The organism is Pectobacterium versatile, from assembly GCF_003932035.1.
GTDB lineage: Bacteria > Pseudomonadota > Gammaproteobacteria > Enterobacterales > Enterobacteriaceae > Pectobacterium > Pectobacterium versatile.
Genome location: NZ_CP034276.1, coordinates 2,127,729 through 2,148,831, shown reverse-complemented (window position 1 = coordinate 2,148,831; position 21,103 = coordinate 2,127,729). Strand labels below are relative to the sequence as shown.

The 21,103-nt window shown below is 52.5% G+C and carries 15 protein-coding genes; 9 read left to right on the top strand and 6 right to left on the bottom strand.

Annotated features, from left to right (window positions below; translation table 11 throughout):
- Nucleotides 1-133: 133 nt before the first annotated feature.
- Nucleotides 134-3,622 carry a DNA translocase FtsK 4TM domain-containing protein gene (locus EIP93_RS09770; RefSeq protein WP_125232644.1) on the bottom strand — a complete coding sequence of 1,163 codons (3,489 nt, stop codon included), beginning with the start codon at nt 3,620-3,622 and terminating at the stop codon, nt 134-136.
- A gap of 114 nt (nt 3,623-3,736) precedes the next feature.
- Entirely contained in the window at nt 3,737-4,231 is a 495-nt protein-coding gene (lrp, locus tag EIP93_RS09765) for a leucine-responsive transcriptional regulator Lrp (protein WP_005967536.1), read from the bottom strand.
- A gap of 582 nt (nt 4,232-4,813) precedes the next feature.
- On the opposite strand from lrp, the gene trxB reads away from it, so the two are divergent.
- The 6 genes from trxB to pdxR all read left to right on the top strand — a co-directional run bounded on the left by trxB (nt 4,814) and on the right by pdxR (nt 12,168).
- On the top strand, nt 4,814-5,776 hold the full coding sequence (gene trxB, locus EIP93_RS09760) for a thioredoxin-disulfide reductase (protein ID WP_039276288.1): 963 nt from the start codon (nt 4,814-4,816) through the stop codon (nt 5,774-5,776).
- 236 nt (nt 5,777-6,012) lie between these two features.
- Entirely contained in the window at nt 6,013-7,779 is a 1,767-nt protein-coding gene (gene cydD, locus EIP93_RS09755; RefSeq protein WP_125232643.1) for a heme ABC transporter permease/ATP-binding protein CydD, read from the top strand.
- A 17-nt stretch (nt 7,780-7,796) separates the two neighbouring features.
- Entirely contained in the window at nt 7,797-9,518 is a 1,722-nt protein-coding gene (gene cydC / locus EIP93_RS09750) for a heme ABC transporter ATP-binding protein/permease CydC (protein WP_405078185.1), read from the top strand.
- 33 nt (nt 9,519-9,551) lie between these two features.
- A complete protein-coding gene (gene aat / locus EIP93_RS09745) occupies nt 9,552-10,256 on the top strand; it encodes a leucyl/phenylalanyl-tRNA--protein transferase (RefSeq protein ID WP_125233329.1) in 705 nt (234 codons plus the stop codon).
- 113 nt (nt 10,257-10,369) lie between these two features.
- Nucleotides 10,370-10,588, top strand: a complete 219-nt coding sequence (gene infA / locus EIP93_RS09740) for a translation initiation factor IF-1 (RefSeq protein ID WP_002211347.1) — start codon at nt 10,370-10,372, stop codon at nt 10,586-10,588.
- Between the two features lie 134 nt (nt 10,589-10,722).
- A complete protein-coding gene (gene pdxR, locus EIP93_RS09735) occupies nt 10,723-12,168 on the top strand; it encodes a MocR-like pyridoxine biosynthesis transcription factor PdxR (RefSeq protein WP_125232641.1) in 1,446 nt (481 codons plus the stop codon).
- Here pdxR and EIP93_RS09730 read toward each other — a convergent pair whose 3' ends face one another.
- From EIP93_RS09730 to clpS, 3 genes are all read right to left on the bottom strand, one after another.
- On the bottom strand, nt 12,169-12,648 hold the full coding sequence (locus EIP93_RS09730; RefSeq protein WP_010306367.1) for a carboxymuconolactone decarboxylase family protein: 480 nt from the start codon (nt 12,646-12,648) through the stop codon (nt 12,169-12,171). It lies immediately after the preceding gene.
- 235 nt (nt 12,649-12,883) lie between these two features.
- Nucleotides 12,884-15,157 carry an ATP-dependent Clp protease ATP-binding subunit ClpA gene (clpA, locus tag EIP93_RS09725; protein ID WP_103860910.1) on the bottom strand — a complete coding sequence of 758 codons (2,274 nt, stop codon included), beginning with the start codon at nt 15,155-15,157 and terminating at the stop codon, nt 12,884-12,886.
- A 29-nt stretch (nt 15,158-15,186) separates the two neighbouring features.
- Nucleotides 15,187-15,507 (bottom strand): ATP-dependent Clp protease adapter ClpS, encoded by a 321-nt coding sequence (clpS, locus tag EIP93_RS09720; protein ID WP_010306375.1) that lies wholly within the window; start codon nt 15,505-15,507, stop codon nt 15,187-15,189.
- Between the two features lie 421 nt (nt 15,508-15,928).
- On the opposite strand from clpS, the gene cspD reads away from it, so the two are divergent.
- Nucleotides 15,929-16,150, top strand: a complete 222-nt coding sequence (gene cspD / locus EIP93_RS09710) for a cold shock-like protein CspD (protein WP_095699219.1) — start codon at nt 15,929-15,931, stop codon at nt 16,148-16,150.
- A 116-nt stretch (nt 16,151-16,266) separates the two neighbouring features.
- Here the strand turns inward: cspD and EIP93_RS09705 are convergent, their stop codons facing one another.
- A complete protein-coding gene (locus EIP93_RS09705; protein ID WP_125232640.1) occupies nt 16,267-17,931 on the bottom strand; it encodes an ATP-dependent endonuclease in 1,665 nt (554 codons plus the stop codon).
- Between the two features lie 311 nt (nt 17,932-18,242).
- Here EIP93_RS09705 and EIP93_RS09700 point away from each other — a divergent pair, with 311 nt between their 5' ends.
- Entirely contained in the window at nt 18,243-19,142 is a 900-nt protein-coding gene (locus EIP93_RS09700) for a LysO family transporter (protein ID WP_103970985.1), read from the top strand.
- Between the two features lie 188 nt (nt 19,143-19,330).
- Nucleotides 19,331-20,983 (top strand): hydroxylamine reductase, encoded by a 1,653-nt coding sequence (hcp, locus tag EIP93_RS09695; protein ID WP_125232639.1) that lies wholly within the window; start codon nt 19,331-19,333, stop codon nt 20,981-20,983.
- The last annotated feature ends 120 nt before the right edge of the window (nt 20,984-21,103 follow it).

Genomic DNA, 21,103 nt, shown 5'->3' with positions numbered 1-21,103 from the left:
TATAGATCTATGTTATCTGAACCCACTCGGACGGTGATAGGTGAATTATCTGCTTATTGCCGCTTTTACGCTTCTTTGCATAAGGGCTGCTTACGCAGCCCTTAGTAGAATGACGTCAATCAGTACGGTATTCTCATTCCATCGATGGCGGTGCCAATACCTCGCGGTTACCGTTGTGCCCTGGAGAACTGACAATACCCTGCGCCTCCATTTGCTCAACGATTCGCGCAGCGCGGTTATAGCCGATTCGGAACTGACGCTGCACGCCAGAGATGGATGCACGCCGCTTATCGACGACAAACTCTACCGCCTGATCGAACAGCGGATCGAGTTCTTCATCGCCATCAAGACCGAGGCTTCCGCCTTCTGCATCGTCGCCACCGCTGACAATATTATCGACATATTGAGGGCGGCCACGTGCTTTCCAGTCCTGAACGACGGCGTGAACTTCCTCATCACGCACAAAAGCGCCATGAACACGGACAGGTATCGAAGAGTTAGGCGCCATATACAGCATATCTCCCATCCCCAATAGCGACTCCGCGCCACCTTGATCGAGGATAGTCCGTGAGTCGATTTTGCTGGAAACGGTAAACGCGATACGCGTCGGAATGTTCGCCTTGATCAATCCGGTGATGACATCAACCGAAGGACGCTGCGTCGCCAGCACCAAGTGGATCCCCGCAGCACGCGCTTTTTGCGCCAGTCGGGCAATCAACTCTTCAACTTTCTTACCCACCGCCATCATCAAGTCAGCAAATTCATCGACCATCACGACAATATACGGCAGTTTTTCCAGCACTGGCGGCGTCATATCCATACTGTCACCTGGCTTCCAGAACGGATCGGGAATCGGGCGGCCCATTGCATTTGCCGTCATCACCCGTTCGTTGTATCCCGCCAGATTACGTACGCCAAGCGCTGACATGAGCTTGTAACGGCGTTCCATTTCACCGACACACCAGCGCAACGCATTGGCTGCATCCTTCATGTCGGTCACGACTTCCGTCAACAAATGCGGAATACCTTCGTATACCGAGAGTTCCAGCATTTTCGGGTCAATCATGATAAAGCGTACGTCTTCTGGCGTGGCTTTATACAACATACTGATGATCATGGCGTTAACGCCGACCGATTTACCCGACCCTGTCGTACCCGCAACCAGCAGGTGTGGCATTTTCGCTAAATCGGCAACGACAGGTTCACCCGCAATATCTTTACCCAACACAATCGACAGCGGCGATGGATTATCCCGGAACTGATCGCAGTCCAACACTTCTCGCAGATAAACCGTCTGGCGATGCGCATTCGGCAACTCTAGCCCGACGTACGGTCGGCCGGGGATAACCTCAACAATACGCACCGCGACAACCGACAGTGAACGAGCCAAATCGCGCGACAAATTCGAGATACGAGCCGCTTTAACGCCCGGAGCCAGATCCAATTCAAACCGTGTGATCACCGGCCCGGGAGAGTGATCGACCACATCGGCTTTTACTCGGAAATCAGCCAGGCGCGCTTCAATCAGTCGCGCCGTCTGTTCCAGTGCAAAATTATCAACAGGCGCTTCGCTAGCCGGCGGTGGCGTCAACAAATCCAACGTTGGCAGCGGCGTAGTCGGCTTCTGCAGCGGTTGTTCATTACGCATCAGGAACGGATGAATCAAGCCATCCATTGCCGGATGATGCGTTGGTGTTGCCACATTTTCCTGTTTCGCAACCTCAACAGGCGCTGACACCGGTTGTGCTGGCTGACTAAACGTCAACGGGTTGTGCTCATCCTCGTCGTCCTCATCTTCACCAGCATGCATCGGCGGAAGCTCTGGCTCGGTGTTATAGGACGGCTGTGAATAGGTCGATTCACTGAACGTACGCGGTTCAGGCTCGCGTTCATTCTCCGCACTAAACGGCGAGAATGAAAAAGCGTTGTGCGATGTAACAGGGTTTGGTTGAACGGGATCACTGATCGCAGGCGGTGCTATCGGAGCAGGGATTTCCTCATCGCGCTGCAACGCACTGTCGTCATAACGTGACTGCTGCTGTGCTGCGAAATCTCTGGCTAGCTGCGCTTGCAGAAGCGCGTCTTCATCATCTTCCTGTAACGGGTATTCATCACCGTAACGCTGACGTTGCTGATCCAGATACGCTTGCTGCAATGCCGCTTCCTGCTGGGCGATGTCATCCGGTGTTTCTTCCTGATACACATCATTCGCCAATTCCGTTTCTGCGCTACCGTTCTGCGCCTGCAACCTTGCTTGCTCTTCAGCCAGCCGCTGCGACGGCAGTTTGATTCCGTATGACGCCAGCTCGCGGCGAGTAGGAATACGTACTGGATTAGGACGCGGCAGTTCAGGCCCTACGCCGCGTTTAATCTGCGGATTATCATCGCCATCGGCACTGAACGCAGGCATAAACGTGCTGTTCGTATTGAAATCCGTATCGCGTGCAGGTTGTGGCGGCTCAGCAAAAGGTTGAACCACAGGTGCCGAGACAATCGGTGGTACGGCACTCTCTCCGTAACTATTTCCGTAAGGTGCATACACACTGCTATGGAGTTCAGGCGAGGTTGCAATCTCTGGCATTGTCGCTGGCGTTTCAGGGACTTCAAACGAATACAGCGGCGGATTTAGCGACGGCGTCGAATCAATCGCGGATGGGGTAACGGGTGGCACAATGCCAGACGATGAACCAGAGAATGCTGCTACTGGTAATGCGGAATCAGACACTGCCACACCAGACAATGTTGACCCTGCCACTGGCGTTTCTGCGGAAAGGATCGGTTGTGTCGCTGTCGGTGCGTTCTCCGCTAACGGTGATGACACTTCTATCTGATTGTCTGCCGCCGTGTCGTTTGCCGCATCAGCAACAGAAGGCGCAGAAAACAGAACATCATCGTCATCACGCTGTTGTGTTATTGCCTCACCTGAGGCCTCATCGTGGCGCAGGTTAAGCACATCACGTTCATCCTCTTCACTATCGTTTTCTTCACGATAGTCCTCGTCGCGGCGCGAACGGTTTGACATAAACGTCAGACAACCCAACACCCCCGCGCCAATTTTTTCAGCGATCGTTAACCATGACCAGCCGGTAAACAGCGTTAACCCTGCCCCCCACACGCACAGCAGAATCAGCGTTGCACCCATGCTGTTGAAACGCGGGATCATTGAGCTGCTCAACAGGCTTCCCAAAACACCACCGGAAGCAAAATAGTAGAGATCGTCAATATTCAGCGCAGCCAAACCGCAAGAGGTCAGGATCAGCGCCAATGTCCCAATCAGGCGAAGTGAAAAGGTAAAATATTCAATAGATTGTTGGTTATCACGCTGACGGAAAGCCGCCCAGCACAGGGATAACATAATCGGTGGAATGGCATAGGCCAGAACGCCAAAAATAAAGAACAGCGTATCCGCCAACCAGGCACCCGCCACACCACCAAAGTTGTGGATAGGTTCATGCCAAGCGGTTTGTGACCAACTAGGATCGGAGGGGCTGAAACTGAGTAGTGCGACACCGAGATAAACCGCAAAAAGTGCCACAACGATTAAAATCGCTTCAAGCAAGCGACGCGTTCCGCTGAGTTTCTTCAGGGTAACGTCTTTATCTTCTGTATATTCCTGGCTCAAGAGTCTCTCCAGGGGCCTGTAAGGTTTATGACAAAGCGCCGAGAAAACCCGGCGCTGGGACTGTATAAATTCACAGGAGTGTAGCTGAATTTATCGGGTTTTGCACCCACACGTTTACCGGGTCTTAATGACCAGACGGTTGCTTTGCTTCACTTCTTCCATCACCACGTAAGTACGGGTGTCGTTTACGCCCGGCAAACGCAGCAGCGTTTCGCCCAGGAGTTTACGATAAGCAGACATGTCCGGCACGCGTGTTTTCAACAGGTAGTCAAAATCACCGGAAACCAGATGACATTCCTGAATTTCTTCCAGCTTCTGCACCGCAGAGTTAAACTGTTCAAACACATCAGGCGCACCGCGGTTTAGCGTTATTTCAACAAAAACCAGCAGTGACGCATCCAGATAATGCGGGTTTAGCAGCGCTGTGTAGCCATTAATAAAACCCTGTCTTTCCAGACGACGCACACGTTCCAGACAAGGCGTTGGCGAAAGCCCAACACGTTTGGAAAGCTCGACATTGGAAATACGCCCATCTTTTTGCAATTCGTTCAGGATGTTACGATCAATACGATCGAGATCTTTTCCTGGCCGTTTTTTAGTGTCTACCATTATTATTGTCTCTCTTCACTTTTCCCTGCCCCGCTTTACCCCGATAGACCTCATGTATCAGAGCTACCCTTAAAGAAGACACGCTGCCTATTTTGTATATCAACAGTCATTAACTTCTCGTTCTCGCCCCACGTATTGCTTACCCGCGAAGAAGACCATCACGTCATATCCGTGGCCCAAAGGCCTACCTGCGCAAAAACGAATAAAAAGCCGAGCTTTTAACTGTTCACATACAAAAAATTTCCTCTTACCCAGATGTTTTCGCAAATGCACAGCCGATTGTCAAAGCAAAACAACGAAAATCAGAAGAAACTGCCAGATTGGATAAGCTAGAGCCCTTCGCCGAGGTGACTTCAATCATTTTACTTATGAATGTGGCTGATTTTTCAGCGATTTGTCGTCACCATCGTCATTAACGATTAAACAAATAGCCAGCAACTTTTCTGCATACTTTTTTTACTCTTGTAATTTCCTTACAATCATTCGCATTGTCCGTGGTAGAGACTGTTCATAGTAAAGAAACGTGTTTGTCGTAGAGACCGTTCATATGAACCTTATCCGCCGTCATGAAATGAGGAAAGCATGGGTACTGTTAAACATCACAAGTTATTGATTCTGGGTTCAGGCCCGGCTGGCTACACTGCCGCTGTTTATGCTGCACGGGCGAATTTACAGCCAGTATTAATCACTGGTATGGAAAAAGGCGGTCAGTTGACGACCACGACCGAAGTAGAAAATTGGCCGGGTGATGCCGATGATTTAACTGGCCCGCTGTTAATGGAGCGTATGCATGCGCACGCGACCAAATTCAATACTGAAGTGATCTTCGATCATATCGAACGTGTTGATTTGCAGAACCGTCCCTTCCGTTTATTCGGTGATAGCGCCGAATACACCTGTGACGCACTGATCATCGCCACCGGGGCATCAGCACGTTATCTCGGCCTGCCATCTGAAGAGGCGTTTAAAGGCAAAGGGGTTTCTGCCTGTGCAACCTGTGACGGTTTCTTCTACCGTAACCAGAAAGTCGCCGTGGTTGGCGGCGGGAATACCGCGGTAGAAGAAGCCTTGTATTTGTCTAACATCGCTGCGGAAGTGCATTTAATTCACCGTCGCGAGACGTTCCGTTCAGAGAAGATTCTGATTGATCGCCTGATGGACAAAGTTAAAAACGGCAACATCATCCTGCATACCAATCGTACGCTGGACGACGTGCTGGGCGATGACATGGGTGTAACCGGCGTTCGTATCCGCGATACGCAGAGCGACGCCGCAGAAGAGCTGGAGCTGGCTGGCGTGTTTATCGCTATCGGCCACAGCCCGAACACGGCCGTATTTGGCGGTCAGTTGGAACTGGAAAACGGTTATATCAAAGTGCAGTCCGGGATTCACGGCAACGCGACACAGACCAGCATTCCTGGCGTCTTTGCCGCAGGCGACGTCATGGATCACATCTACCGTCAGGCTATTACCTCCGCAGGTACCGGCTGTATGGCGGCACTGGATGCTGAACGCTACCTGGACGGACTGACCGTCAACAAGTAAGAGCGTACTCATAACGGAACGGCAATAGCCGTTCCGTTTTCTTCCTTCTGGTTGCTTTCCGCAACACAAAAATTGATCGCCTCACTCATTTCCCCTCTCCTTTTCGTTTGCAGCGCGTCTCTGTCGCGGTAACATGGCGTCATTCTGCGTGATAGAAGATAATTTTGTTAACTAACGGTTATATGAGAGTTATTTTCTGTTAAGTCCATTTCTGCAATATAACGAACTGGTGCCTGATGAAAAAAACCCGACAGCAAGAACTGACCGCCTGGCTGAAACAACAGAGTAAGCTGGCGCAACGTTGGCTACGGATTTCACTACTGCTTGGATTCCTGAGCGGGGCGTTAATCGTGGCACAAGCCTGGCTGTTAGCGACGCTGCTTCATGCCTTGATCATCGAGCACGCCTCTCGCGAATCCTTGCTCTCCCCTTTCCTTCTGCTGATTGCCACATTTATTCTGCGCGCACTCAACAGTATGTTACGCGAGCGTGTTGGTTTTCTTTGCGGACAAGCCGTTCGGCAGCAAATTCGTAAGCTGGTACTGGATCGATTGCAACAGCTTGGCCCTGCTTGGGTTCAGGGCAAACCCGCCGGCAGTTGGGCAACGATGATTCTTGAGCAGGTTGATGATATGCAGGATTATTACGCCCGCTATCTGCCACAAATGTATCTTGCCGCGCTGATTCCGCTGCTTATCTTAATCACGATTTTCCCGCTCAATTGGGCTGCTGGCCTGATTCTGTTTCTAACCGCCCCGCTTATCCCGCTTTTTATGGCGCTGGTTGGCATGGGCGCGGCGGATGCTAACCGACGTAACTTTCTGGCGCTGGCACGCCTGAGCGGACACTTCCTCGATCGCCTGCGCGGGATGGAGACTCTGCGTCTGTTCCATCGTGGCAAGGCTGAAATCGAACAAATCCGTCATGCTTCCGAAGATTTCCGTAGTCGCACAATGGAAGTATTGCGCATGGCGTTTCTCTCCTCGGGCGTGCTGGAGTTTTTCGCCTCCATTTCAATCGCTGTTGTCGCCGTCTATTTCGGTTTCTCTTATCTCGGGGAACTGGATTTTGGTCATTACGGCATGGGCGTGACGCTCTTCGCCGGCTTTCTCGTATTGATTCTGGCTCCAGAATTCTTTCAGCCTTTACGCGATTTGGGCACCTTCTATCATGCCAAGGCTCAGGCTATCGGCGCAGCAGAATCGCTGGTAACTTTTTTGTCAGAAGAAGGCGAAACGGTCGGCTTTGGCACACAAGAATTCAGCAGCGATAGCGCCATTGCTATCCGAGCGGAAAATCTGGTTGTCCTCGCACCAAATGGCACACCGCTGACCCAACCGCTGACGTTCGATATTCGCGCAGGTGAACGTATCGCACTGGTCGGCCTCAGCGGAGCAGGAAAAAGCTCACTGCTGAATGTCCTACTGGGATTCCTACCCTATCGTGGTTCACTCACCGTCAACGGTCAGGCGCTGAACACGCTGACACCTGAATCATGGCGTCAGCAGTTGAGCTGGGTCGGGCAAAACCCTCATTTACCGGAACAGACGCTCCGCAGCAATATTCTGCTGGGTAACCCACAGGCCAGTATTGTGGAATTGCAGCAAGCGATTGAGCGCGCACATGTACAGGAATTTTTACCACAGCTCCCGCAGGGTCTGGAAACGACGATCGGTGACGGTGCGGCACGCCTTTCCGTCGGGCAGGCACAGCGCGTCGCCGTTGCCCGTGCGCTTATTCATCCTTGCAACTTACTGCTGTTGGATGAGCCGTCAGCCAGTCTGGATGCCCATAGCGAGGATCTCGTCATGACGGCGCTGAATGACGCAGCGCGTTCGCAGACCACGCTGCTGGTCACGCATCAACTCACCGAGATCGCCGAGTATGACGCGATCTGGGTAATGGACAGCGGTCAGTTAGTTCAACAGGGTGATTATCAAACACTCCGAGCCGAAGCGGGTCCCTTCGCGACGCTACTGGCACAACGACAGGAGGCGCTGTAATGGCTCAGATGAAAACGATGCAGGTATTAAAACCGTTTCTGGCACTTTATCGTCAGCACTTCTGGTATTTGAGTCTGGGCGTGGTCTTGGCCATTGCTACGTTGCTGGCCAGCATTGGTCTACTCGCCTTATCCGGCTGGTTTCTGGCGGGTGCTGCGCTGGCGGGGATCGTCGGGCTGCTCACCTTTAACTATATGTTGCCCGCCGCTGGCGTGCGAGGCGCGGCTATCGCCCGTACGGCTGGGCGCTACGGGGAAAGAGTTGTCAGTCACGATGCCACCTTCCGCGTTTTGCTGCGCTTACGTGTTTTCACTTTTTCTCGCATTCTGCCGCTCTCTCCGGGTGGACTGGCACAATTTCGTCAGGCTGAACTGCTAAACCGGCTGGTGGCGGACGTCGATACGCTCGACCACCTCTATCTTCGTGTGATTTCCCCCATCGTCAGCGCATTCGCCGTCATTCTTATCGTCTGTTACGGCCTGAGCTTCATTGATGCCTCACTGGCTCTGACGCTGGGTGCCATTATGCTAGTACTACTGCTGTGCCTGCCGATTATCTTTTATCGGGCAGGAAACGGCATCGGGCAGGATTTGACCGCGCTGCGTGCACAATACCGCCTTCAGCTAACGACCTGGCTACAAGGTCAGGCGGAACTCACCGTCTTCGGCGCACTCAGTCGCGTCCGTCAGCAGTTGGCTCTGGTGGAAATTAACTGGCTGCGTCGCCAGCGTCAGCAGGCCAACCTTACCGGTCTGTCTCAGGCGGTGATGATTTTATGCAGCGGATTGACCGTTACCCTGATTCTGTGGCTGGCAGCCGCTGGTGTTGGTGGTAATCCACAGCCCGGTGCATTGATTGCGCTGTTTGTGTTCGCCTCGCTTGCCGCCTTCGAAGCGCTGGCCCCCGTCACGGTAGCCTTCCAGCATATGGGACAAGTGATTGCCTCCGCGGCTCGGGTCGATCAAATCATTCGCCAGCCCGTTGACGTCACGTTCCCAGAACATGGGCCAGAAACCTCGCGTGAGGCGGCGCTAGACATCTCACATGTCGGTTTCACGTATCCTGGTCAACCCCAGCCCGTGCTACAGAATATTACTCTTTCCATTCAACCGGGCGAGCATCTGGCGCTGCTGGGGCGTACCGGATGCGGGAAATCTACGCTATTACAATTGCTGACTCGAGCATGGAATTGTGAATACGGAGACATTACGCTGAATGGTCACCCCCTTGCCGACTGGAGAGAAGAAGATCTCCGCGCCATGATGAGCGTGGTGCCACAACGCGTGCATATTTTCAGCGCCACGCTGCGTGATAACCTACTGCTAGCAGCGCCGACTGCACGAGATGAAAAACTGGCCGAGGTATTACAGCAGGTTGGGTTAGAAAAACTGCTGGAAAACGAGGGACTGAATGCCTGGCTGGGAGAAGGCGGTCGACAACTGTCCGGTGGCGAACAGCGCCGTATCGCGTTGGCACGTGCCTTATTGCACGACGCGCCGCTCGTTCTATTGGATGAACCCACTGAAGGGTTGGATGCAGAAACCGAAAAGCGTATTCTGCAACTGCTCCGCCAGCACTGTGCCAATAAGACGCTGATCGTCATCACTCATCGGCTATACGGCTTAGAGTCGATGGATCGCATCTGTATTTTGGACGATGGCAAAGTGATCGAACAGGGCAGCCATCAGGCTTTAATGGCACAGCAAGGCCGTTATTGGCAATTCCGCCAACACGTTTAAGGCAATTTCAGTGAAACACAACGTTTGAAAAATATGCGCCTATACCAGCTATCGTCTCAATCGCTTCAGTTTCCTGATCCGAATCATGCGCTGGATGACCCCAACGGCCTGCTGGCCGTTGGCGGCGATCTCTCCGTTGCCAGGCTGAAAGCGGCTTACCGACAGGGCATTTTCCCTTGGTACTCCCCCAGTGAACCTCTCTTATGGTGGTCTCCGAATCCGCGTGCGGTTCTCTTTCCCGGTGAATTCCATCTCAGCCGCAGCATGAAAAAATTCCTAAAACGTCATACTTTTCATGCCACGCTCAATCAGGCATTTGATGATGTCATCCACGCCTGCGCGCATGAACACCATGATGGCACCTGGATTACGCCAGACATAATTTCAGCTTATCGCCAGCTTCATCAGGTTGGGAAAGCACATTCCGTCGAAGTGTGGCACAATGGCGCACTGGTTGGTGGGTTATATGGTATTGAACAAGGGCGATTATTTTGCGGTGAATCAATGTTCAGCCGCATGGATAACGCCTCAAAATATGCACTGCTGGCGTTCCAGCAGCATTTTATTCGCCACGGCGGTCATTTGATTGATTGTCAGGTGTTAAATTCCCATACGGCGTCACTGGGCGTGAGTGAAATTCCCCGCGAACGCTTTCTGCAACTGCTTTTCCAGTGGCAGGATATTGCCGTCGATGACGGTTGTTGGCTACCACAACAGCTCGCCGAACCGACAGGGTGATAGAGGAAACCGTGTAAATAACGCCCCAAACGTGAACGCTTCTTTACATAATGTCGGTTTTTCGGCATTATCTTGCGGTTAAAAAATAAAGGTAGTTAGACCTAGAGGATTCGATGGCCAAAGAAGACAATATTGAAATGCAAGGCACCGTGCTTGATACGCTGCCCAACACCATGTTCCGCGTTGAATTGGAAAACGGGCACGTGGTTACCGCTCATATCTCCGGTAAAATGCGTAAAAACTATATCCGCATCCTGACGGGTGACAAAGTCACTGTAGAGTTAACCCCGTACGACCTGAGTAAAGGCCGCATTGTCTTCCGCAGCCGTTAACCGGTTCGCTCATCGCTATTATTAGCGATATATGAGGATGTGACTCCCTCCCCAGCCCTTCCCTTCATGGCAAGGGCTTTTGTTTTTGGGGCACCGTTTTAAGGTCAACAGCCTGCTTGTCATGGATTCCGCCTATGAAGCCTGACTCTCCCCTATTTTTCCCCCTTTCCTTTCAGGAAGGTACGCCGCTTTACCGACAGCTTTACGAGCGGGTGCGTCGGGCTATCAGCGTAGGCCTATTGTCTCCGGGTGACCGTCTGCCTTCCGCACGTATGCTTGCGAAAGAGCTCGGCGTCGCACGCGGAACCATAGAACAGGCCTACTCGTTGCTGATTGCTGAAGGTTATCTTCAGGCACGCGGGCAAGCAGGAACGCTTGTGAATCCCGATTTACCCTTAGCGCCAACGTCCGTTACCGATGCGACTATATCCCCCTCAGCACCAGACGATGAACAAAACATACTGTGGCGTCCATCGCAGCTGTTGCCCTTTCAAATGGGGGTTCCCGCTTTTGATGCCTTTCCGCGCAAACTCTGGGCTAGACTGGGCGCACGCTATCTTCGCAGCATGCAATTACCGGATTGGGATTACCCTGCACCTTATGGCTTGCCAGCGCTAAGAAACGCTATCGCCTCTTATCTGCAAGTGGCACGTGGCATTGACTGTACCGCAAATCAGGTATTCATCACCTCAGGTTGGCGCGCCAATTTGCAACTCACAGCGCTAGCCTTGCTGAAATCTGGGCAGCGCGTCTGGGTTGAAGATCCCGGTTATCCCCCCACTCGCCAGCTACTATCGCAATCTGGCTTATGTCCGGTTCCGGTAAGCGTCGATCGCGAAGGACTCAATGTGGAGCGCGGCATCGCGCTGGCGAATGACGCCAGTATGGCCGTTGTCACTCCTGCACATCAAAGTCCTCTGTCGATGTCGTTATCGCTTCCTCGGCGACAGGCATTATTGCAGTGGGCAACCGAGCAGAACGCCTGGGTAGTGGAGGATGATTATGATGGGGAATATCGTTACGTCAGTCGCCCGCTCCCAGCGCTCGCCAGTCTGGATCGCCATGGGCGGGTTCTGTATGCGGGCACCTTCAGCAAGGTGTTATTCCCGGGGATTCGGTTGGCTTATTTGGTTGTACCGCAGGCACAAATTGCCACCTTTGAACACATCAGCCGAACTTTCTTCGCTTCCGCATCGCCAACAATGACGCAGTCTATCGTTGCCAGCTTCATCGCTGAAGGCCATTTTGCCCGGCACATTCAGCGCACGCGACGCCTTTATGCAGAACGTCGCACCGCCACCATCGCTGCGCTACAAAGTATTTTGGGGAACCGTATACACATCGATTCGCAGCCCGGCGGGATGCACTTAGTGTTACGCCTGCCAGATAGCATTCGCGATCGGCAGCTTGCCGACCGCCTGCTGGCTCAGGGTATTGCCGTTCAACCGCTATCACGCTGGGCAGTATCAGGAAATGGTGATAACGCGCTACTCGCCAGTTTCACCAACTGCGCCACGATGGCAGAACCGGAACGGCTTGCCACATTGATTCTCGCCGAGCTTGAACAGCACGGGAGCTAATTAGCTCAGATTGGCTTTTTCCAAGCCGTACAGTTTATCTGCGGAGCCGGGAACGACCTGAAACGCGACGCCCAGACGATTCCAGCCATTAATCGCGATAATCATGAAAGATAAGTCAGCCAGATCTTCTTCTGACAGCTGTTCACGAACGCGCGTAAATACCTCGTCGGGCACGCCGTGCGGCGGAAGATGAGTCAGCACTTCTGTCCACTCCAGCGCAGCACGCTCGCGCGGAGAGAAAAGCGGTGATTCACGCCAGACGGCCACGTGGTGCAGGCGTAGCTCGCGCTCCCCATTAATCTTGGCTTCTTTAACGTGCATATCAACGCAAAATGCACAGCCGTTAAGTTGAGAAGCGCGTAGCGTAACCAGATGGCCTATTTCAGCCAGAAACGGTTTCTTGTGCAGAATATTATTGAACTCCAGATACTTTTTAGCGGCATCGGGAGACTTGCTGTAGTAATCAAGACGTTGGCTCATAGTGAACTCCAAAACGGGATAGGATGAAAGAGAAGAGAGACGGCCACACGCCAGCGACAATGCACAGGGCCGACTACTCGCTAGTCATGATTGTGCAAAATCTTGGCCTATCCGAAAAGATCCAAGAATCGTACTTTTAACTGGGCCATGATGCGAAATAGCGCACCCAAAGTGGTCGGGAACCCAATAAAAAAGGGATGCCTCAGCATCCCTCTTAGATAACACACGATATTGATTAATTAACGCTTTCTGCTTTTCGCTTCTGCGCACTCACGAAGCCATACGTCAGCTGCTGCGTTTCTTTATCCAGTTCCACCGTCACAGACCCCCCGTCCACCAGCGAACCAAACAGCAGCTCGTTAGCCAGCGGTTTCTTGAGGCTTTCCTGCATCACGCGTGCCATTGGTCGTGCGCCCATTGCTTTGTCATAGCCTTTCTCTGCCAGCCAGTCGCGCGCTTCATCGCTCACTTCCAGCGACACGCCTTTCGCATCCAGCTGCGCCTGAAGTTCTACGATAAACTTATCGACAACCTGCTGAATGACATCGGTCGACAGATGGTTGAACCAGATAATGCCGTCCAGACGGTTACGGAACTCTGGCGTAAACACCTTCTTAATTTCTTCCATCGCATCAGTACTGTTGTCCTGATGGATGATGCCGATGGATTTACGCTGTGTTTCCCGCACGCCTGCGTTGGTGGTCATGACGACAATAACATTGCGGAAATCCGCTTTACGGCCATTGTTGTCCGTCAGCGTACCGTTATCCATCACCTGCAACAGCAGGTTAAAGACGTCAGGATGCGCTTTTTCGATCTCATCCAACAACAGCACCGCATGAGGATGCTTAATCACCGCATCCGTCAGCAGGCCGCCCTGATCGTAGCCCACATAGCCCGGAGGCGCACCAATCAAACGGCTAACCGTATGGCGCTCCATGTATTCGGACATATCAAAGCGCAGCAGTTCAATATCCAGCGCTTTGGCCAGCTGTAACGTCACTTCCGTCTTACCTACACCGGTAGGACCGGCAAACAGGAAGGAACCGACCGGCTTACGCTCCTGACCCAGACCTGCACGACTCATCTTGATAGATTCGGACAGTGCTTCGATTGCTTTGTCCTGCCCAAATACCAGCATTTTCAAGCGGTCACTGAGATTTTTCAGCACATCGCGATCGCTGGCGGAGACGGTTTTTTCTGGAATACGGGCGATACGAGCGACAACCGATTCGATGTCACTCACATTGACCGTTTTCTTACGTTTGCTAACCGGCATCAGACGGCTGCGCGCACCCGCTTCATCGATCACATCAATCGCTTTATCCGGCAGGTGACGGTCATTGATGTATTTCACGGCCAGTTCTACCGCGGCACGAACCGCTTTCGACGTATAGCGAACATCATGGTGAGCCTCATATTTCGGCTTCAGACCATTAATGATTTGTATGGTTTCTTCCACGCTCGGTTCAGTGATATCGATTTTCTGGAAACGACGCGCCAGCGCCCGATCCTTTTCAAAGATATTGCTGAATTCCTGATAGGTGGTCGAGCCGATAACACGAATTTTGCCGCTGGAAAGCAGTGGTTTAATCAAATTAGCGGCATCGACCTGGCCACCGGACGCCGCGCCAGCGCCGATAATCGTGTGGATTTCATCAATGAACAGAATACTGTTTTTATCCTGCTCCAACTGTTTCAACAGTGCCTTGAAGCGTTTTTCAAAATCACCACGGTATTTGGTGCCTGCCAGCAGCGCGCCGATGTCCAGCGAGTACAGGGTGCACTCCGCCATCACTTCTGGTACATCGCCCTGCACAATACGCCAGGCCAGCCCTTCAGCAATCGCGGTTTTACCGACGCCAGATTCGCCGACCAGCAGCGGATTATTTTTACGACGGCGGCACAGCACCTGAACCGTACGCTCCAGTTCTTTCTCTCGGCCAATGAGCGGATCGATACCGCCAACGCGAGCCAGCTGATTCAGATTGGTGGTGAAGTTTTCCATACGATCTTCCCCTCCTGCCTGTTCTTCATTGACGGGACTTTCAGGGTTCGGCGCCTGATCGGATTCTTCTTTACGCGTGCCGTGAGAAATGAAATTCACCACATCCAGACGGCTGACGTCATGCTTGCGCAGCAGGTAGGCGGCCTGAGATTCCTGTTCGCTAAAAATCGCGACCAGAACGTTGGCACCAGACACTTCGCTGCGGCCGGAGGACTGCACGTGGAAGACGGCACGTTGGAGTACGCGCTGGAAGCTGAGCGTCGGTTGCGTTTCGCGCTCGTCGTCACTCTGCGGTAATGTTGGTGTGGTTTGCTCAATGAACGCTTCCAGTTCCTGACGCAGCGCGGCTAAATCTACCGTGCATGCTTCCAATGCTTCACGGGCGGCTGGGTTACTGAGCAGAGCCAACAGCAGGTGCTCCACGGTCATAAACTCATGTCGGTGCTCACGCGCTCTGGCGAAAGCCATGTTGAGACTGAGTTCCAGTTCTTGATTGAGCATAGGCACCTCTCCCAATAAATCGCCTGACTTCAGGCTTTTTCCAGCGTACAGAGCAGCGGGTGCTCGTTTTCTCTGGCATAACGATTGACTTGTACGACCTTGGTCTCAGCCACTTCAGCGCTGAATACGCCACAAATCGCTTTACCCTGATAATGCACAGTTAACATAAGCTGTGTGGCACGTTCAATATCATAAGAAAAGAACTTTTGCAGAACGTCAATAACAAATTCCATCGGGGTGTAATCATCGTTATTTAACACCACGTTATACATGGAAGGTGGCTGCAATTTTTCTTTCTGTTTATCGGTGGTCAGGTTCTCAGATTGTGACCACGTACTGTTGTTTCCCATTCTCTATCCACATCATGCAACGAATATCGCGACTCACGACATTGGTCTGTTATTCCTAATAGATCCGAGAAGCAGGAAATGAGCGCCTGCGACTTGAAAGATGACGGGTATCTCTACATTTACAGTAGCACGTCTGCTTTTTATTTTACCACCTGAGGGATTAAATGGTTCCCGGAAAACAAAATTCAAGGCCTGTAACCGATATCTTGATGACGCAACGCGATCGTTGGTTCATCAATAGCGTTATCTGCATCAAACTTTGGCAAACTGCCCGCCTCACCACACGGTGGATCGCTTGACGCCGGGATCGATTTCACTAAAGTGTACGGATGAATTGATGGGGTTTTAATCAATTCGTATTTGTAGTAACCAAATAACCACACCTTACTGAAAAGAATACTCTTGCGAAGGATGTCAATGCATGGAGACAGGTACTGTTAAATGGTTCAATAATGCCAAAGGGTTTGGTTTTATCTGTCCAGAAGGGGGCGGTGACGATATCTTCGCGCACTACTCAACCATTCAAATGGATGGCTACCGGACTCTGAAAGCCGGACAGGTTGTCAGGTTTGATGTTCATCAAGGGCCGAAAGGCAATCATGCCTGCCTGATCGTGCCGCAAATCGCCGAGGCCGTATCCTGACCCTTTCTACACCCTACACATCGACTCAGAACACACTACGCTAAACCGTAAAATGACTATAATGCGACAAATGCCGTTCGTTATATTGAGCGGCATTTTTTTATTGGTCGATACTGTTAATCTGCACGCCCGCGGGCCAGCCACAGCACGCGGGAGAACATGCTGCGAATAAGCGGTGGGATGGCATCGCTGCCCATCGCTGCGGCTTCCATCGCCACTTCAATCGCCAAATCGGGCTTGGATGAACGATGGATCGCCTTGATGATGATTTTATGCATCGAGAGCGGCACTTTCTCCGGTAACTGCGCGATGCGGTGATAAACGTGGCTGAATCCCTCACGATACATGTAGTGTTCCATGTCCGATGCGGGCAAGACGGTCAAATGATCGCGCTCGCTCTCGTCATGTGCGGTTAACATGCTTTTTGCCGTCGCGGCATATTTCTTCCCCGCGTCGTCGCCATCAACCAGCACATGCCATTCAATCCCCATATGACGTGCGAACCTCAGCAATGGCCGGAGTCCAGACTGGGCAAATTCAATCACTTTCACCCCTTCCGCCTCAAAATGGTGCCCACATTGGTGCGCCAGTTCATTCAGCATCCAGACTTCGGTTTCCCCTTCCACCAGCAGCCAGCAGCGGGCAAAGAGTGACGCGGGTCGATTCATACGAATGTGAAACGCAATGCGTCGGCTGTCTTCCGCATTCATACCCTGACGACCAATGCGATATGTCGCCACCCGTGAGGATTCCCGCACCAGACGGCACACCTGCTCCATCGGCACCAGCGACAGCAGCTCGCCTGAATTCGTTGTTGTGACCTTTTGGAGTGGCAACTGCACCAGAAGCCCCCAGGCGACGGATAGCATAATCGGGTGCAGCCGGGTTTCTGGGTCTTCAATCAGCAAAAGTGGACGCGCATGGGGATCCAACGCCACCGATCCTTTCGCCTGTAACAGCGTAGAAAACAATTCCAGCAGGATAATTCGGCGACTGCGGCTATTGGGATCGGCAATCAGACGGTTGATATTATCCAGCGATCGCCACGATTTACCGTTGTACGTTCGCGCATGCCGATGATGGCGTCGGTCATTACCCGTGGCGTTCTGCTCGGAAAAATAGTGCTCCAGCAGTTGCCGCATCGCCACCAGCCCTTGGCGAAGTTCTTTATCCGTCAGCTTCTGCGGATTTTGCACCAGTTCGCGCATCAGTTGCTCAAACTGCTGAGCCAGCTTTTCATTGCTGTTATCTAACGTCGCGGTCAGCGTCCCAGAACGCAGGCGCCGCATAAAACGCGCGTCTCGCAGCCGCAGCACCGGGTGCAGGCGGATAATTTCTCTGGCCAGTTCATCAATATCATCCAGTGGTATTGGGTGTCCGTCAGCGTCCAGAAAGCTGCGCCAGGTGAAAACTGACTGGCTTTCGTCCACTTCACCCTCCAGCCGATAAAAAACGCGGTATAGCGACTCATTTCCCTCTATCCAAACGGGGCTTAGCGAACGGTAGCGAGGGGATAGATGATGGCCGGGTGCCGTCTCGCAAAACGTGAAAATAACCTGAAGATGCTTTTCCCGGCTATTTTCATCCCCCGGCGTGAAGTGAAAATCCTGCATATCAAAATGATAAAGCGGCAGCGTCGGTGCCAGCAGCAGCGAGAGCGCATCCAGCAGGCTTGATTTCCCCCAGGCATTCTCACCAATCAGTACATTGTTCTCGTCCAGCGTCAGCGACAGACGATTGATTCCCCGAAACCCTAGGATTTCAATACTTTCCAGATGCATCCTTCTCTCCTGTAGCAGCGGCCTGCGAGTTTCTGCTGCAAAAACGCTCACCGTATAGAATATCCTGCCAGACAGCGCTTTACTCACTCCGATAATTTGTTTAATTTTAATAGATTATCGTTTTTCTTCCCGCCAAGTGTAGCCGATGAATCCCACGATGTTGTTAACGAACGGTTTGTGTTTCCGCCGTGCCGATATCTATCGGGGTAGAAATGAAGAAGAAAAGCCTCATTGTTTGACTACGGCAACCCCCGCCAATCCTAAAATACGGGCTAGCGCCGTTTTTCTCGCGTAAGGACATCAATTCTGTGATGTATTCAGGATTATTAATTATTTTATTACCGCTCATCATTGGCTATCTGGTACCGCTGCGCGGCAAAAAAGCATTACAGCTGATTAACCAACTACTGAGTTGGATGGTGTACGTTATTCTGTTTTTGATGGGCATCAGCTTGGCCTTTCTGGAAAATCTCAGCAGCAATTTGTTACTGATCTTCCGCTACACTGCCGTCTTCGCCTTCTGTATTGTCGCGGCAAACGGCATTGCACTGTGGCTATGGGAAAAACGCAGCGCGTGGCGTAGCAAGTACAGAGATGAGGCGCCACCTTCCCGACTGCGAATGATCCTTGAATCGTTCAAACTCTGCGGCGTGGTATTCGGTGGTTTTCTGCTGGGCTTAACGCAATGGTCGGGATTCACCTACGCCAGCAAAGGCAGCGAATATGCACTGATCTTCCTGCTCTTTTTGGTCGGCGTTCAACTGCGTAACAGCGGGATGACGTTGCGCCAAATCGTCTTAAACCGTCGCGGTCTGGTCATTGCGCTTATCGTCGGTATCAGTGCGCTCGGTGGTGGCCTGCTGGCCGCGTGGATTCTGGGACTGCCGCTGAAAACCGGTCTGGCGATGGCATCTGGCTATGGATGGTATTCGCTGTCAGGCATTCTGCTGACCGATGCTCTCGGGCCCGTCATCGGCAGCACCGCGTTTTTCAACGATCTGACTCGCGAGTTGCTGGCGATTATGCTGGTTCCCGTGTTGGCACAGCGCAATCGCTCCTGTGCGTTAGGCCTTTGCGGTGCAACCTCGATGGATTTCACGCTGCCCGTTTTGCAGCGCAGTGCGGGTATCGACGTCGTGCCTGCGGCTATCGTACATGGTTTCTTATTAAGCCTCGCGGCGCCAATACTGATGGCGCTCTTTTCTTCATAAGCGCACACTAAACACCGTTTTCCCCCTCGTTTATGGGCTGTGATTGAGAGTGATTTTCATTGCCCATCACCAAACTTGCGCTAAATCAAATTTACCTAAAGTTGCAGTAAAAAAGCCTTTTTACCTGCCTCGGCTAACACTATGCTTTAAACAAGCATTTAAAATGCAACTTAAAAAAGGAAGTCATTATGTTTTGTGTGCAATGTGAACAAACGATTCGTACCCCTGTTGGAAACGGCTGCTCTTACGCGCAGGGTATGTGCGGCAAAACCGCAGAAACCTCCGATCTGCAAGACCTGCTGGTTGCGGTGCTGCAAGGGCTTTCTGCCTGGGCGCTGAAAGCGCGCGAGCTGGATATCATCGATCACGATGTCGACAACTTTGCGCCACGCGCCTTCTTCTCGACGTTGACCAACGTTAACTTCGATTCTCAGCGCATTATTGGCTACGCACAGGAAGCCATTACACTGCGTGAGTCTCTGGCTGTTCGTTGCCGTCTGCACGATGCCACCGCGACTGTGGATCACCCAATGGCAGCCCTGCAACTGGCTGGCAACGATATTCCGACCTTGCTGCAACAGGCAGCGGATTTTGCGCTGGACAGCGATAAAGCCAGCGTGGGTGACGACGTTCACGGCTTGCGCATGCTAAACCTTTACGGCCTGAAAGGTGCGGCGGCCTATATGGAACACGCCCACGTTCTCGGTCAGTATGACAACGCGATTTATGCCGAATATCATGCCTTCATGGCATGGCTGGGCACGCAGCCATCCGATGTTGACACCCTGCTGAACAACGCAATGGGCATCGGTAAAATGAACTTCAACGTTATGGCGATCCTAGACCATGGCGAAACCAATGCTTACGGTCATCCACAGCCGACCTCCGTTAACGTCCGCCCGATTGCGGGTAAAGCGATTCTGATTTCCGGTCATGACCTGAAAGACCTGCGCATGCTGCTAGAGCAAACCGAAGGCACCGGCGTGAATATTTATACCCACGGTGAGATGTTGCCTGCGCACGGTTACCCAGAGCTGAAAAAATTCACGCATCTGGCGGGTAACTACGGCAGTGGCTGGCAGAACCAGCAGACTGAATTTGCCAAATTCCCTGGCGCGATCGTCATGACCTCTAACTGCATTATCGATCCAAACGTGGGTAACTATGGCGACCGCATCTGGACGCGCAGCATCGTTGGCTGGCCGGGCGTGAACCATCTGGAAGGCGATGATTTCAGCCCCGTTATCGAACAGGCACAGGGTCTGGCTGGTTTCCCATACAGCGAAATCGAGCACATGATCACCGTCGGCTTTGGTCGTGAAACGCTGCTGAGCGCCGCGGATACCGTCATCGATCTGGTTGCACAGAAAAAGCTGCGCCACGTCTTCCTGGTTGGTGGATGTGACGGTAGCCGTGAAGAACGTAGCTACTTCACTGACTTCACGCTGAGCGTTCCGCAAGACTGCCTGATTATGACGCTGGCCTGCGGTAAATACCGTTTCAACAAACTGGACTTCGGTACGTTGGAAGGCCTGCCACGTCTGCTGGATGTCGGCCAATGTAATGACGCCTATGCGGCAATTATTCTGGCCGTGAAACTGGCGGAAAAATTGGGCTGTGGCGTGAACGACCTGCCTCTGAGTCTGGTGCTGTCCTGGTTTGAACAGAAAGCGATTGTCATCCTGCTCACCCTGCTGTCCCTCGGCGTGAAGAATATCTACACCGGGCCGACGGCTCCGGGCTTCCTGACGGACAACCTGCTTGCCATTCTGAACGATAAATTCGGTATGCGAGCGATTACCACCGTTGAACAGGACATGAACACCATTCTGGCCGCTTGATGAATCAATGCGGACGGAGGTGCGCGTTCCTCGTCACGCAGCGTGAGGTATCGCATTGATGCCTCACGCTAAGCCCACTGTCTTATGGGCCGCCATTTTTACACGCTTCACCGTACCCGT